Below are 13,619 nucleotides of genomic sequence, written 5' to 3'. Positions count from 1 at the left end.
TCAACAGGACCTAGCCCCAGTATTTCATCGCGATGGTGATCGGCTTGACGTCACTACTGACGGAAAATGCGGTCTTCCGGTAGCTCGGCTTGCCCAGGTTGAAGATGTTGATGCTGGGGTTGTTGGACATGCCCCCGCCATCTTCGCGCAGATCGGTATCGCCGTTGCCGTTGACGTCGTGGCGCACGGCCACTGCGTATGTCCCGGACGCCGGCACGGGCAGACAGAACGTCATCGTGCCGCGGCGAGCCTGCGCCTCCACCCGGTGAAGCCATTTGCCCTTGGCAAGCCATTCGCTCGCGGTGCCGCGATAGGTCTGGACGCGCATGGTCCCGCGCGAGCTCTTGATCCCGGTCACGGTCACTTTCACTGCCGGGCCGTTCCCCGCGGAACAGCGCGACAGGTCGTTGGAAATTTCCTGCCGATAAGCGTTGGCAGGCAGGCTCGCGACGAGGCCTGCGGCAAGCGCGGTCCCGGCAGCGAGGCGTAACGTTGTCCTGAATGTCATCGTTCGTTCAATTCCGTAAGTGGCAGGAGAATGGCCGAAATCCGGTCGCCCCGCATACCCTAGCACGCCGGCGCGTTTTCCGCCTGTGAAGCGCATATCTGGGCGAAACGCCCTGAATTAGCGCTGAATTGATCGTACAGGCAGGGTAATTCGCACCGTCGGCAGCGTCATCGCCCGCAGGTACGGTGTGGAAAAACTTTACCCGGGTCCTTGTGGCGATTCGGCGCGCCATCTAGGCGAGCGTTAACCACCGCTGCAACGCGATCGCTCATGACCGTTCCGCTCGTTTCCCCTTCCATCCTTTCGGCCGACTTCGCTCGGCTTGGCGAAGAAGTGCGCGCAATCGACGCGGCAGGGGCGGACTGGATCCATATCGACGTGATGGATGGGCATTATGTGCCCAACATCACCATCGGCCCCGCCGTGGTGAAGGCCCTGCGCCCGCACACCGACAAGCCGTTCGACGTCCACCTGATGATTGCCCCGGTCGATCCCTATCTGGAAGCTTTTGCCGAAGCCGGGGCCGATATCATCACCGTTCACCCGGAAGCCGGGCCGCACACGCATCGCACGCTTCAGGCCATTCGCGGCCTGGGCAAGAAGGCGGGCGTCGTGCTCAATCCCGGCACATCGGTGGATGCGCTGGAATATCTGATCGATCTGGCCGATCTGGTGCTGGTGATGAGCGTCAATCCCGGGTTCGGCGGGCAGAGCTTCATCGATAGCCAGCTGCGCAAGATCGAAGCGATCCGGCGAATGATCGACGCCACGGGGCGCGAAATTCATCTGGAGGTCGATGGCGGCGTCAACCGCGATACCGCCCGGCTGTGCATCGACGCGGGGGCCGATGTTCTGGTCGCCGGCTCCGCAACGTTCAAGGGCGGGCCGGATCGGTATGCCGCCAATATCGCCGCGCTGAAGGGAGCGCATTGATGACCGGGACGGCGTCGCTGGCAGATCCCGGCGTCCGCCGTTCCGACGCCAATCGCGAGGTTTCGCCTGCCCTGCCGCTGGGCGATAATGTCGACGAGACACTGGTCCGCACCGAAGCCGATCACCGGGAACTGCTCGAACCGGGCCGCGCGCTGGTCCTGTCCGATCTCGCGCCGCCCCGGCTGGACGCGGGCGAGGCGCTGATACGGTTCGCCTATCGCATCGGGGTGCCCGGTACGACACTGACTGCCCCCTTCGCCAAGGCGGCACGGCCGCGGCTGATCGGCACGGTGGAAAGCCCGCTGGAAGGCGACAGGGCGGCCGGGGTTGCCCTGCGCGCGGGGCATTTCCTGGTTCACGGCGTCAAGGCGCCGATCGCGCAAATGGAATTCGAATCGAGCACGCGCCTGACGCCGCCGTTCGAACGGATCGTCCACGGTTTCGGATGGCTGCGCGATCTTGCCGCCAGTGCGCCGCGCGAGCAATGCGTGGCAACGGCGGAGCGGGTGCTGCGCGCCTGGCTGGACGCGAACCCCGCGCCGGGCAAGGGGCCGGCGTGGGAGATCGAGCATGTCGGCAATCGCCTGCGCAACTGGATCGTCTTCGCCCCGCTGATCCTTTCCGGCGAAGGCACACAATTGCGCGGCCGGGTCCTGTCCGCCATTTCCGAAACCGCCCGCTGGCTCGATCGAAAGGTGGCCCGGGCCGACGACGGGCTCGGCGCGGTTGCCGGCTGGACGGCGCTGGTCGCGGCAGGCCTGCTCCTGCCCGACGGCAAGCCGCGCCGGCTCTATGCCGAAGCCGGCCTGGCCCGCGCCCTGGGCGAACTGGTGGCTGAAGATGGCGGCGTGCTTTCACGCAGCCCGCTCGCCCAGATTGACGCCATTGCGGCGCTGGTCGATCTGCGCGCCTGCTACGTTTCGGTGAAGCGTGAGCCTGCGCCTTTCGTCAACACGATGCTGGAACTGCTCGTGCCCCCGCTGCTGTCGCTGCTTCATGGCGATGGGGCGCTGGGCAACTGGCAGGGGGCCGGTGCGGTGCGGGCCGAACGGATCGCCGCGCTGATCGAAGCGAGCGGGGTGCGCACCCGTCCGCTCAAGGACGCGCGCCAGTGGGGCTACCAGCGGGTCGCCGCGCGCAAATCCGTCCTGGTGTTCGACGCCGCGCCGCCGCCGCTGCCCCGCCACGCACGCGCCGGCTGCGCATCGACGCTGGCTTTCGAATTTTCCGCCGACGGTCAACGAATCGTGGGCAATTGCGGGGGCGCCGCATTCGCCGGCGGGCAGGTTCCGGTGCGGATCGAGCAGGGCCTGCGCGGCACGGCGGCGCATTCGACCCTGGTGCTCGACGATGCCAATTCGACCGCTGTCCTTCTCCACGGCAAACTGGGCAACGGCGTCAACGAGGTCGAAATCGACCGCCGAACGCTCGATCTCAATGGCGGCAGTGCGACCCGGCTGGAAGCGAGCCACGATGGCTATGCCGCCCGGCACGGCCTGATGCACCGCCGCATTCTGATCCTGCGCGACAACGGGCACGAGCTGCGGGGGGAGGACGTGTTGCTTCCCGCCGGCAAGACGGGCAAGCGCGGCAGAATCGGCTATGCGATTCGTTTCCACCTCGGTCGCGGGGTCGAAGTGCGCCTGTCGGACGACAAGCTCGGCGCGGGTCTGGCTTTGCCGGACGGCAGCTTCTGGCAGTTCCGCCTGGCGCGCAGCGACAACGACGGCGAACTGTCGATCGAGGAAAGCCTGTGGGTCGACGGACAGGGCAGGGCCCATCCGGTCGAACAACTGGTCATCCAGGGGATGACATCGCGCAGCGGGGGGAATTTCTCCTGGCTGTTCAAGAAAATGGGATAGATTTCGATTGTGAGCGACGTGACGATCAGGCGGGCACTGCTTTCGGTGTCCGACAAGGGCGGTCTTGTGGATCTGGGCACGCGACTGGCCCAGGCCGGGGTCGAACTGGTATCCACCGGTGGCACCGCGCGCGCGCTGCGCGACGCCGGGCTGGACGTGCGCGACGTGTCCGAAGTGACCGGCTTTCCCGAAATGATGGATGGTCGGGTCAAGACCTTGCATCCCATGGTCCACGGCGGCCTGCTGGCGGTGCGCGACAACCCCGAACACGCCGCCGCGATGGACGCGCACGGGATCGGCGGAATCGACCTTGTCGTGGTCAACCTCTATCCGTTCGAGGCGACCGTTGCGCGCGGCGCGGGGCGTGACGACATCATCGAGAACATCGATATCGGCGGGCCGAGCATGGTTCGCTCTGCCGCGAAGAACCACCAGTTCGTGACCATCGTCACCGATCCAGCCGATTATGCCGATCTGGTGGAAGAACTGGCCGCCAACGATGGCGCGACTTCGCTGCCTTTCCGCCGGAAGATGGCGGCCAAGGCTTTTGCTGCCACCGCCGCCTATGATTCCATGATCAGCCAGTGGTTCGCCTTCGCCGATCAGGGGCAGGAGTTTCCGGATTTTCTCGCGCTCAACGGGCGGGCGCCTGTCTCGCTGCGTTATGGCGAAAATCCGCATCAGCAGGCAGCGCTCTATACCCCCGTCGGCCCGCACGCGCACGGGATCGCGCAGGCCGAACAGCTCCAGGGCAAGGAACTGAGCTACAACAACTATAACGATGCCGACGCCGCGCTGGAGCTGTGCGCCGAATTTCGCGGGCAGAGCCCGGCGGTGGTGATCGTGAAGCACGCCAATCCCTGCGGCGTGGCCCAGCGCGCGAGCTTGCGCGAAGCCTGGGATGCTGCGCTCGCCTGCGACAGCGTTTCGGCCTTCGGCGGCATCGTATGCGTCAATACCGAGCTTGACGGCCCGACAGCGGAAGCGATCTGCGAGATCTTTACCGAAGTCGTCATCGCCCCTTCGGTCAGCGATGCAGCGCGCGAAGCGTTCGCGCGGAAAAAGAACCTGCGCCTGCTGGTGACCGGCGAATTGCCCGATCCGCGCCGCAACGGGCTTTCGGTCAAGCCCATCACGGGCGGGCTGCTAGTTCAGGGGCGCGATAGCGGCTCGATCGGGGAAGGCGACCTGAAAGTCGTGACCGAACGCACACCGACGGATCGGGAACTGCAGGATTGCCTGTTCGCCTGGACAGTCGCGCGCCACGTCAAATCCAACGCAATTGTCTATGCAAAGGATGGCGCAACCGCCGGGATCGGCGCGGGCCAGATGAACCGCCGCGATTCGAGCCGCATTGCGGCGATGAAGGCGAGCGAGGCGGCCGGGAAGTACGGCTGGGACACGCCGCAGACCGTCGGCAGTGCGGTCGCATCCGACGCGTTCTTCCCTTTCGCGGACGGGCTGCTCGCCGCGGTGGAGGCTGGCGCGACGGCGGTGATCCAGCCGGGCGGTTCGATCCGGGACGAGGAAGTGATCGCCGCGGCAAACGAAGCCGGCCTTGCGATGGTCTTCACCGGGATGCGCCACTTCCGCCACTAGGTTGCGGCACGGCCCGCGAGCCAGGTTTACCCCCTGATAGAATCGCTGGCCCGGCGCACCCTTCCGTAAACGGGACCCGAACCCCACGTTCACCTTGTCGAAAGCGCGCCCTGCTAGGTCGTGCTGTCAGAAGATTCGCACGAAGACCCCTCGCCATGAAAATGTTCAAGACCGACCTGTTCCGCAATTTCGCCATTGGCTTCGTCGCCGGGGCGCTGCTCGTCGGCCTGCAGGCCGGCCCGGACATTGTCGGTGCAATCGCTCCGCCGGCCGAGGCTGCGCAGACGCGGTGAGGGCGCTGCTCGCCCTTGCGGGTTCGCTGGCGATCGTCGCGTGTCAGCCCGCAGCAGATGCAACCGAAACGATTGTCGCCGCGCCTGCCGCCGAACGAACGGCGCGGGAAACCGGCGGGTTGAAGACCGCCGTGTTCGCGGGCGGATGTTTCTGGGGCGTCGAAGGTGTCTTCAGCCATGTCAGGGGCGTGAAGAGCGCGGTCGCTGGCTATCATGGTGGAACCGAGCGTCAGGCCCGCTACGACCTCGTGTCATCGGGTATCACCGATCATGCCGAAGCCGTCCGCGTAACGTACGATCCCGCCGTCGTGCGTTATGACGAACTGGTTCGCATATTCTTCTCCGTCGTCGCCGATCCGACGCTGAAGAACCGGCAGGGTCCCGATGTCGGCGCGCATTATCGCACCGCTCTCATCCCCACCAGCGCCGAACAGCTCGCGGTCGCGAAAGCCTATCTCGCGCAGATGGAAAGCTCCGGCCAGTGGCGGGGACCTATCGTGGCCGACATCGAGCGGGCGCAGGCGTTCTTTCCCGCCGAAAGCAAACATCAGGACTTCATCGTCCGCTATCCCGGCAACGCCTACGTCAAACGGTGGGACTTGCCCAAGATTGCTGCGCTCAAGCGCCTTTATCCCGCGCAGTACAGCGCCCGGTTCCAGCGCGGCTAAGCCGCCGGGGCCGGCCATGCTGGCGCCCCGCGCTGGCAATCGCTATATCCGCCCCATGGCTACCGTGAAAGATCATGCCCACCGCGAACATAGCGGCAAGAATCTCGTCTCTGCGGCACGCGATGCCCTCGTCGCTTCGGGGGAACAGTGGACCGCAATGCGGGGTTCCGTGTTCGAAGAACTGGCCCGGCACGACCGCCCTGCCTCGGCCTACGACATTGCCGACAATCTTTCGGCGGCGCGCGGCAAACGCGTCGCGCCCAACAGCGTCTATCGCATTCTCGACCTGTTCGTGTCGAACAACCTCGCCATGCGGATAGAGAGCGCCAACGCCTACCTCGCCAACACCCATCCCGGATGCGCGCACGACTGCATCTTTCTGGTGTGCGACGAATGCGGCGAGGCAACGCATGTCGACGACGAAGCCGTCTCACGCCGGGTTCGCGCGATTGCGGGCGAAAGCGCGTTTCGCACCCGGCGCCCGATCATCGAGGTGCGCGGCCTGTGCGATTCCTGCGCGGGCTGAGGCAGACCGGATCGCGCGCAGCCTTCATCGACAGCCTGCGTTCCCCGGTGTAAGGCAATTGACATGAGCCAAACCCTTGAAACGCCTCTGCTCGACACGGTCGATACGCCGGACGATCTTCGCCGGCTCGACAAAAGCCAGTTGCGCCAGTTTTCGGACGAACTGCGGAACGAAATGATCGATGCCGTGGGCAGCACCGGCGGGCACCTGGGGTCCGGCCTGGGCGTGGTGGAGCTGACGGTAGCGATCCACTATGTCTTCGCCACGCCGGAAGACAAGCTGATCTGGGACGTGGGCCACCAGGCCTATCCGCACAAGATCCTCACCGGGCGCCGCGACCGCATTCGTACGCTGCGCCAGGGCGGTGGGCTCTCGGGCTTCACCAAGCGGACCGAGAGCGAATACGATCCGTTCGGCGCGGCGCATTCGTCCACTTCGATTTCCGCCGGGCTGGGGTTCGCGGTTGCCAACAAGCTGAACGATCGGCCGGGCAAGGCGATCGCCGTCATCGGCGACGGTGCGATGAGCGCGGGCATGGCCTACGAGGCGATGAACAACGCCGAACAGGCGGGAAACCGGCTGGTCGTGATCCTCAACGACAATGACATGTCGATTGCCCCACCCGTCGGCGGACTGTCGGCCTACCTCGCGCGCATGGTATCCTCCAGCGAGTATCTCGGCCTGCGCAGCCTCGCCTCCAAAGTCGCACGCAAGCTTTCGCGCCGGGTGCATTCCAGCCTTGAAAAGGCGGAGGAATATACGCGCGGCATGGTTACGGGCGGCACGCTGTTCGAAGAACTCGGGTTCTATTACGTCGGCCCGATCGATGGGCACAATCTCGAACACCTGATCCCCGTGCTGGAAAATGTGCGCGACAGCGAACAGGGCCCGGTGCTGGTCCATGTCGTGACCCAGAAGGGCAAAGGTTACGCCCCTGCGGAAGACAGCGCCGACAAGTATCATGGGGTTGCCCGGTTCGACGTCATCACCGGCAAGCAGAAGAAATCGAGCGGCGGCCCGCCCAATTATCAGAACGTGTTCGGCGAAACGCTGGCGAAGCTGGCCGAGAGCGACAGGCGCATCTGCGCGATCACCGCCGCAATGCCCGGTGGCACCGGGGTGGACAAGTTCGCACAGGCGCACCCCGATCGCGCGTTCGACGTCGGCATCGCCGAACAGCATGGCGTCACCTTCGCCGCCGGCCTTGCCGCGCAGGGTATGCGACCGTTCGCCGCGATCTATTCGACCTTTCTCCAGCGCGCTTACGACCAGGTGGTGCACGACGTCGCGATCCAGAACCTTCCGGTCCGTTTCGCGATCGACCGCGCCGGGCTGGTCGGCGCTGACGGCGCGACCCATGCCGGATCGTTCGACGTGACCTATCTCGCCACCCTGCCCAACTTCGTGGTCATGGCCGCGGCGGACGAGGCGGAGCTGGTTCACATGACCTATACCGCCGCCGAGTACGACGATGGCCCGATTGCGTTCCGCTATCCGCGCGGCGCAGGCGTGGGCGTGCCTCTGCCCCAAGCGCCGGAGAAGCTGGAGATCGGCAAGGGCCGCGTCGTGCGCGGCAAGGCAAACGGCGGCAAAGTCGCGATCCTGTCGCTCGGAACCCGGTTGCACGAAGCGCTCAAGGCCGCCGACCAGCTCGAGGCGAAGGGGCTGCCCACGACCGTTGCCGACATGCGTTTTGCCAAGCCGCTGGATACCGCACTGGTCGAACAGCTTACCGCCAGCCACGAAGTCGTGGTGACGATTGAGGAAGCGGCAATCGGCGGGCTCGGCGCGCACGTGCTGACTTTCGCCAGCGATGCCGGCCTGCTCGACACCGGGCTCAAGATCCGCACCATGCGCCTTCCCGACCTGTTTCAGGACCACGACGCGCCGGAAAAGCAGTACGACGAAGCCGGTCTGAATGCGCCGCATATCGTCGATACGGTGCTGAAGGCGCTGCGCCACAACAGTGCCGGAGTGGAAGAGGCGCGGGCATGATCGCGATGCGGCTGCTCATCGCCATCGCAGCAACGGTGGCGACAATAAGTGTGGCAGAACCCTCCGGCGCGGCAGCCCGCGAAAGCGGGGCGCAACCGGAGAACTCCGCTAACGCTTTGCGCGACGAGGCGCGCTCGCTCGCAACAGAGATCAACACGAATTACGCCTATCTCGACCGGCTGCCAGAGCAGCGCTTTGACCTCACTCCGCCCTTGCAACGGGAAGCTGAGGCGATTGAGGACAAGCGCGATCTGCTCCGTTTCGTGGAGCGCTCGCTACTACTGCTTGCAGATCATCACGCTATCGCAGGATCCAGTTTCGCGAACAGTTGGGCAGTCGTACCCAGCTATTCCGATCTCTGGATCGAGCGGCTGGATGGAGAATTCGTAATTTCCGCCGTGCGCTCCGGTTCCCCGGCTCAACGCGCGGGGATCATCCCCGACTCGGCACTCGTGTCGATCGGCGAGGTTCCAACAGGGCAGGCAGTGTCGGCATTCTGGGGCGACCTTGGCACTCAGGGGAATGACGTTCGCGACGGTTTTGCTGCGCGTGTTCTCGCCGCAGGGCGGCGCGACCGTGCGCGTGAACTGGGCGTGCGATTGCAGGATGGCACGGTCCGGCACTTTAACCTTCCCAACCTGTACATGACGGAGAGCGAGAAACTGGCACCGGTGTCGGTATCACGGACCAGCGGCGTCCTGCAGATACGCTTCAACAATTCACTCGGCGATGCAGCAACAATTGCTGCTTTCGACGCCGCGATGGCGGAAGTCGCGGATAGCGAAACGGTTCTGCTCGATCTGACCGACACTCCAAGCGGCGGCAACACTACCGTTGCCCGGGCTATTCTGGGCTGGTTCGCGGACCGGCCCACGGCGTACCAAATGCACGCCTATCCAGCGGAAGAGCGGCAGACTGGCATTGCACGACAATGGATCGAGCTGGTCCTACCTCGCAAGGGGCGGCATCATTCGGGGCCGGTAACGGTGCGTGTGGGCCGCTGGACGGGAAGCATGGGCGAAGGCCTGGCTTTGGGGATGGCCGAACTCGGCGCCTGCGTGGAAGGCGACGCAATGGCCGGACTTCTCGGCGCGATCACGGATTTCCGCCTTGGCGAAAGCAACATCATTTTCAAGTTACCGAACGAGCGCCTGATGGCGGTCGACGGCACGCCGCGTGAGCGGTTTCACCCCGCAGCGCATTGTCCCTCGGCCAATGGTCCCCGCACGTCGTCAGCCGATCCAGAGCCACAGGCCGGCGGGAATGCCGGCGGCGTGGATGTGCGACCAGGTCAGCACCAGCCATAGCGCCAGGGCCGCCAGCCAGAGGACAAGGCCGGCGCGCGGCAGCGCGGTCCAGCGGGGCCAATAACGGGTTCGCGCTTCCCATCCGGCCCAGGCGTCGCCCATCAGCGCGCGCTTCTTCCGGTCCTGCATATGCGCCCCGACGAGGGCCAGAAACAGCACGGCGACGGCCACGATCAGGGTGCGGACGCTCCACCACAAGACAATGTGGCTGATGGCCCAAAGGGCGAAGCCCCACATCATCGGATGGCGAGTGACGGCGAATACGCCGGTCGGATCACGCCGTGCCGAATCGGCCGCACGCGGATCGGGCAAGGCCGGGTTCTTCCACAGCGAGCCCAGAAACAGCACGAGCGCCGGGACGGTGAGCACGGTGGCCACGATCCACCCCTCGTCGCCCGATCCGCCCAGATCGGCGGGCGGCGCGGCGCGAAAAGCCAGGACCATCCAGGCGAAAGTGGCCAGTGCGACCAGCGAATAGAGGCCGAGAAACGCGCGCTCGCCGATCATTCCGACGATCGGAGCGCGCAAGGGATGAGACAGGGCGAAATGCGTGCCGACGAACGCGATGCTGGCGGCAGCCAGCGAAACTAGCGGGTCCATGCAGTCGTTCTCCCCCGTCGTTGTCTATCGCCCTTCTATAGCAACAAGCTCGATCGTGAACAGCAGGGTCGCATTGCCGGGGATCGGCCCCTTGCCGCCGGGGCCGTAGGCAAGATCGGCCGGCACGACTATTTCGATGGTATCGCCCACCGCCATGTGCGGAACCGCCATCTGCCAGGCCGGAATCAGGCGGCCGAGGGGGAAACTGGCCGGCTCCCCCCGATCCCAAGAGCTATCGAACGTGGTCCCATCCGTCAGCGTCCCGGCGTAGTGGATCGTTACCCGATCCTCCACCGTGGGATGCGGGCCGGTTCCGTCGCCTTTCACGCGCCGGATTCGCAGACCGCCATCGAGCGTCCGCCAGCCATCTTCCGGCTTGAGGTTGGCCAGAGCTGCCTGCTGCTGGTTGTGCCAGGCCGCGTCCTGCGACCGATCGGGCGGCGTGTTCTGCGCCAGCGCCGGGACCAGCGCGAACACGGCAACTGCCATGACCGCGGCGGCCAATGCCGCCAGCGTGGTCAGCGCGCCCGCGGGCTGCTGGGCATTCTTCGCGGTCATCGCCTTACCAGTCGTATGCTTTGGGCAGCCGGCTTTCGTCGAGATCGCGATAACGCTCCTTCAACCGGCTCTGATGGTTGTCCAGGGGCTGTTCGACCCCGTCGATGAACACGCGAACGGGCATTGCCCCCAGTTCGAGCGGGTCCTTGTCCCAGATCACCAGATCGCCGTTGGCCCCGCGGGCCAGCACACCCGCGCGTCCGCCGAGACCGCTGATTTCTGCGGGGATCGAAGTGATCGCCGCCAGGGCCTGGCCCCAGCTCAACCCGCTCGCCCGCGGCATTCGGGCAAGGGCCACCAGATTGCCGGCAAACTGGTTGAGATTGCGCGGGTTTTCCATGGCCGCGGCGTTGATCGCCACTTTGACGCCGGCGCTGGCCATGCGGCCGATGTTCGATTGGGTCGCCGCCAGCTCCTCAAAATTTTCGGGCAGATCGTCGAGGCCGTCGGCGATCACCGGCACCCCGGCTGCGGCGATCTCGTTCGCAACGAGCCAGCCTTCGCTCGCCCCGACAAGCACCAGATCGAGCCGGGGAAATTCCTGCCTGAGCGCCAGAACGCTGCGAATGTCGGAAGCCCGTTCCACCTCGACATACAGGGGCTGCTCGCCCCGCACGACCGGCACCAGAGCAGCCGCGTCGAAGCGGCTCAGCAATACGTCGTCGCCGCGCTCCGCGTTCCCCGTCGCCATGCGCGGATCGAGCGGCATGTCGTCGCCCGGGTCGCGTTCCGCCGGGCGCGAGGCGCGGCCAGGGATACGCGCGTCCTGCCCGAAACGGTCCGCTTCGCGCAAGGCGTTGCGGAACAGTGCATGGGCAGAAGCGCGACTGCCGCCCGCAAGGCGCCCTCCGCTCTCGCCCAGCGACACGATCTGGAACGCACGGGCCCGCGTGATCGGATCGCCATCGTCGCCGAGATCGATAATCGCCCCTTGCCCGCCGAAGATCGAGCCGGACGGCATCGTGACGGTCGCGGCGCGGGTGATCCCCGCCGCGCGGTGGACCTTGATATGCTGCGAATTGGGATTGACCACCGGCACGACGTCGAGCGCGGCGCTGAAGGGCGAGCGGCTGGCGCGCGTATCGTTGGATTCGCTCACCGCCCCCACGTCCCACAGGCCGAGCGACGTCACGGTGGCCACCAGTCCCGGGGTCACCCAGCCGCCGCCGGCGTCAATCGCCGGATAATCGGTTACTGCGGTTCCGCTGCCGATCTGCGCCACTTTGCCGTTTTCCACCACGACATAGCCACCCGCGATCGGTTCGCTGCCGTCACCGGTCGCGACAGTCGCATTGGTGATCACGAAATCCTGCGCGGCGGCGGGCGCGGCAACGAGGGTGAGAGCGCAGCCGAACGCGGCCGCAAGAATGCCTGCGCGGATCATTTGACGTCTCCTTCGCCCGGCTGGCCGAGTTCGAAATCGCTCACCGGTCGTCGGCTGGCGTCAAGCGCATCAAACATCAGCGCACCATCGATCCAGACTTTCTCCGGCCGCGAATAGACCGACAGGGGATCGCCATTCCACAGCACGACATCGGCCATCTTGCCCGGTTCAAGGCTGCCGGTCATGTCGGCGATGCCCATCGCCTTCGCGGCGTTGAGCGTGAACCAGCCGACCACTTCGGCATCGGGAATGTCGATCCCCATGCGCGCACCGGCCGCCTGGGCCTTGGCCGCTTCCTGATTGAGCCGCTGGATACCCTGGTCGCTGTCCGAATGGATCACCACGCAGGCACCAGCCTGGCGCAGCAGGGCAGCGTTTTCGAGGATGCCGTCGTAAGCTTCCATCTTGAACCCGTACCAGTCGGCCCAGATCGCGCTGCAAACCTCGTTCTCGCGCAGGAGATCGCCGATCTTGTACGCTTCGACCGCGTGGTGGAAGGCGGTGACGCGGTATCCCATCTCCTTGGCCATATCCATCACCAGCGCCATCTCGTCGGCGCGGTAGCAGTGGTTATGAACCAGGATTTCACCGTCGAGCACGCCGGCCAGCGTTTCCTTGGCCAGATCGCGCTTCTTGCGATCGCCGGCGGCATATTCCTTCGCTTCGTACCAGGTCTGACGGTTGACCGCGAAGTTGCCCATGCGGGTGGAAGGCTTGCGCCCCTTGCGGCCATAGACGCGCTTGGGATTTTCCCCGCAGGCCATCTTGAAGCCATAGGGCGCACCGGGGAACTTCATGCCCTGAACCGTGCGGCTCGGCACGTTCTTGAGCGTCACCGAACGCCCGCCCATCAGGTTGGCGGAACCGGGCAGGATCTGCAGCGCCGTGACCCCGCCGTTGGCCAGCGCCCGGGTAAAGCCCGGATCCTGCGGCCAGACCGAGTGTTCGGCCCAGACATCCGGCGTGGTGGGCGCCGTTGCCTCGTTGCCATCGGAATGGGCATCGACAGAGGGGGTCGGATAATCGCCCAGGTGGCTGTGGATGTCGATCACGCCGGGGGTGACGAACTTCCCGCTGCCATCGATGCGGGTATAGCCTTCGGTCGAAAGCGCGGCATCGCCGACCGCAACAATTTCCCCATTGCGGAACAATACGGTGCCGTTGTCGATCCGGCCGCCCGCGCCATCGTAGATCGTCGCCCCGACCAGCGCGGTCGGTTCGCCGGGATAGGGGCGGTAAGTCGAAGGATAAGGCGTGTCGGGATAGTCGCGCGCGCTGGCCGAAGCCACCGGGCTGCTGCCGGAACCGCCCGCGCTACAGGCCGCCAGCAGCGCACCGGCAGCCGCGACGGAAAACAGGCGAGTAATCGCATTCATATGGATGCCC

At 65.6% G+C, this 13,619-nt stretch carries 13 protein-coding genes; 8 read left to right on the top strand and 5 right to left on the bottom strand.

Features of this window, described 5'->3' with window-relative positions:
* Positions 1-10 precede the first annotated feature (10 nt).
* Positions 11-508, bottom strand: coding sequence for a DUF2141 domain-containing protein (locus tag AM2010_RS11645; protein WP_047807945.1), 498 nt, complete (start codon positions 506-508; stop codon positions 11-13).
* Positions 509-778: 270 nt separating this feature from the next.
* On the opposite strand from AM2010_RS11645, the gene rpe reads away from it, so the two are divergent.
* The 8 genes from rpe (at position 779) to AM2010_RS11610 (ending at position 9,691) form a co-directional block, all read left to right on the top strand.
* A complete protein-coding gene (rpe, locus tag AM2010_RS11640; RefSeq protein WP_047807206.1) occupies positions 779-1,441 on the top strand; it encodes a ribulose-phosphate 3-epimerase in 663 nt (220 codons plus the stop codon).
* Entirely contained in the window at positions 1,441-3,303 is a 1,863-nt protein-coding gene (locus AM2010_RS11635; protein WP_047807205.1) for a heparinase II/III family protein, read from the top strand. Before rpe ends, AM2010_RS11635 begins: the two co-directional genes overlap by 1 nt.
* 9 nt (positions 3,304-3,312) lie before the next feature.
* Positions 3,313-4,902 carry a bifunctional phosphoribosylaminoimidazolecarboxamide formyltransferase/IMP cyclohydrolase gene (gene purH / locus AM2010_RS11630; protein ID WP_082132901.1) on the top strand — a complete coding sequence of 530 codons (1,590 nt, stop codon included), beginning with the start codon at positions 3,313-3,315 and terminating at the stop codon, positions 4,900-4,902.
* A gap of 155 nt (positions 4,903-5,057) precedes the next feature.
* Positions 5,058-5,195 carry a hypothetical protein gene (locus AM2010_RS14235; protein WP_156178740.1) on the top strand — a complete coding sequence of 46 codons (138 nt, stop codon included), beginning with the start codon at positions 5,058-5,060 and terminating at the stop codon, positions 5,193-5,195.
* On the top strand, positions 5,192-5,863 hold the full coding sequence (gene msrA / locus AM2010_RS11625) for a peptide-methionine (S)-S-oxide reductase MsrA (protein WP_047807203.1): 672 nt from the start codon (positions 5,192-5,194) through the stop codon (positions 5,861-5,863). Before AM2010_RS14235 ends, msrA begins: the two co-directional genes overlap by 4 nt.
* 55 nt (positions 5,864-5,918) lie before the next feature.
* Positions 5,919-6,389, top strand: coding sequence for a Fur family transcriptional regulator (locus AM2010_RS11620; RefSeq protein ID WP_047807202.1), 471 nt, complete (start codon positions 5,919-5,921; stop codon positions 6,387-6,389).
* Positions 6,390-6,452: 63 nt separating this feature from the next.
* Entirely contained in the window at positions 6,453-8,384 is a 1,932-nt protein-coding gene (gene dxs / locus AM2010_RS11615) for a 1-deoxy-D-xylulose-5-phosphate synthase (RefSeq protein ID WP_047807201.1), read from the top strand.
* On the top strand, positions 8,381-9,691 hold the full coding sequence (locus tag AM2010_RS11610) for a S41 family peptidase (protein ID WP_150115281.1): 1,311 nt from the start codon (positions 8,381-8,383) through the stop codon (positions 9,689-9,691). The genes dxs and AM2010_RS11610 overlap by 4 nt, the downstream gene beginning before the upstream one ends.
* Here AM2010_RS11610 and AM2010_RS11605 read toward each other — a convergent pair.
* Genes AM2010_RS11605 through AM2010_RS11590 form a run of 4 tightly spaced genes read right to left on the bottom strand, consistent with a single transcriptional unit; the run spans position 9,617 to position 13,609 of the window.
* Complete coding sequence (locus tag AM2010_RS11605; RefSeq protein ID WP_047807200.1) at positions 9,617-10,291, bottom strand: NnrU family protein; 675 nt, start codon at positions 10,289-10,291, stop codon at positions 9,617-9,619. The genes AM2010_RS11610 and AM2010_RS11605 overlap by 75 nt on opposite strands.
* Before the next feature lie 24 nt (positions 10,292-10,315).
* A complete protein-coding gene (locus tag AM2010_RS11600; RefSeq protein ID WP_047807199.1) occupies positions 10,316-10,849 on the bottom strand; it encodes an FKBP-type peptidyl-prolyl cis-trans isomerase in 534 nt (177 codons plus the stop codon).
* A 4-nt stretch (positions 10,850-10,853) separates the two neighbouring features.
* Positions 10,854-12,233: an amidohydrolase family protein gene (locus AM2010_RS11595; protein ID WP_047807198.1), complete on the bottom strand. Its 1,380-nt coding sequence runs from the start codon at positions 12,231-12,233 to the stop codon at positions 10,854-10,856.
* Positions 12,230-13,609 carry an amidohydrolase gene (locus AM2010_RS11590; RefSeq protein WP_047807197.1) on the bottom strand — a complete coding sequence of 460 codons (1,380 nt, stop codon included), beginning with the start codon at positions 13,607-13,609 and terminating at the stop codon, positions 12,230-12,232. Before AM2010_RS11590 ends, AM2010_RS11595 begins: the two co-directional genes overlap by 4 nt.
* Positions 13,610-13,619: the final 10 nt, after the last annotated feature.

This window comes from Pelagerythrobacter marensis, from assembly GCF_001028625.1.
In the GTDB taxonomy this organism is placed as follows: Bacteria; Pseudomonadota; Alphaproteobacteria; order Sphingomonadales; family Sphingomonadaceae; genus Pelagerythrobacter; species Pelagerythrobacter marensis.
Note: the sequence above shows the minus strand (reverse complement) of the source record. Positions and strands in the feature narration are given on the sequence as shown.

Bases quoted from the DNA above. Each gene is read 5' to 3' on its own strand.
- AM2010_RS14235 (WP_156178740.1), top strand. From the start codon at position 5,058: ATGAAAATGTTCAAGACCGACCTGTTCCGCAATTTCGCCATTGGCTTC.
- AM2010_RS11620 (WP_047807202.1), top strand. From the start codon at position 5,919: ATGGCTACCGTGAAAGATCATGCCCACCGCGAACATAGCGGCAAGAAT.
- AM2010_RS11600 (WP_047807199.1), bottom strand. From the start codon at position 10,849: ATGACCGCGAAGAATGCCCAGCAGCCCGCGGGCGCGCTGACCACGCTG.
- rpe (WP_047807206.1), top strand. From the start codon at position 779: ATGACCGTTCCGCTCGTTTCCCCTTCCATCCTTTCGGCCGACTTCGCT.
- dxs (WP_047807201.1), top strand. From the start codon at position 6,453: ATGAGCCAAACCCTTGAAACGCCTCTGCTCGACACGGTCGATACGCCG.
- AM2010_RS11610 (WP_150115281.1), top strand. From the start codon at position 8,381: ATGATCGCGATGCGGCTGCTCATCGCCATCGCAGCAACGGTGGCGACA.
- AM2010_RS11645 (WP_047807945.1), bottom strand. From the start codon at position 508: ATGACATTCAGGACAACGTTACGCCTCGCTGCCGGGACCGCGCTTGCC.
- AM2010_RS11595 (WP_047807198.1), bottom strand. From the start codon at position 12,233: ATGATCCGCGCAGGCATTCTTGCGGCCGCGTTCGGCTGCGCTCTCACC.
- AM2010_RS11605 (WP_047807200.1), bottom strand. From the start codon at position 10,291: ATGGACCCGCTAGTTTCGCTGGCTGCCGCCAGCATCGCGTTCGTCGGC.
- AM2010_RS11590 (WP_047807197.1), bottom strand. From the start codon at position 13,609: ATGAATGCGATTACTCGCCTGTTTTCCGTCGCGGCTGCCGGTGCGCTG.
- AM2010_RS11635 (WP_047807205.1), top strand. From the start codon at position 1,441: ATGACCGGGACGGCGTCGCTGGCAGATCCCGGCGTCCGCCGTTCCGAC.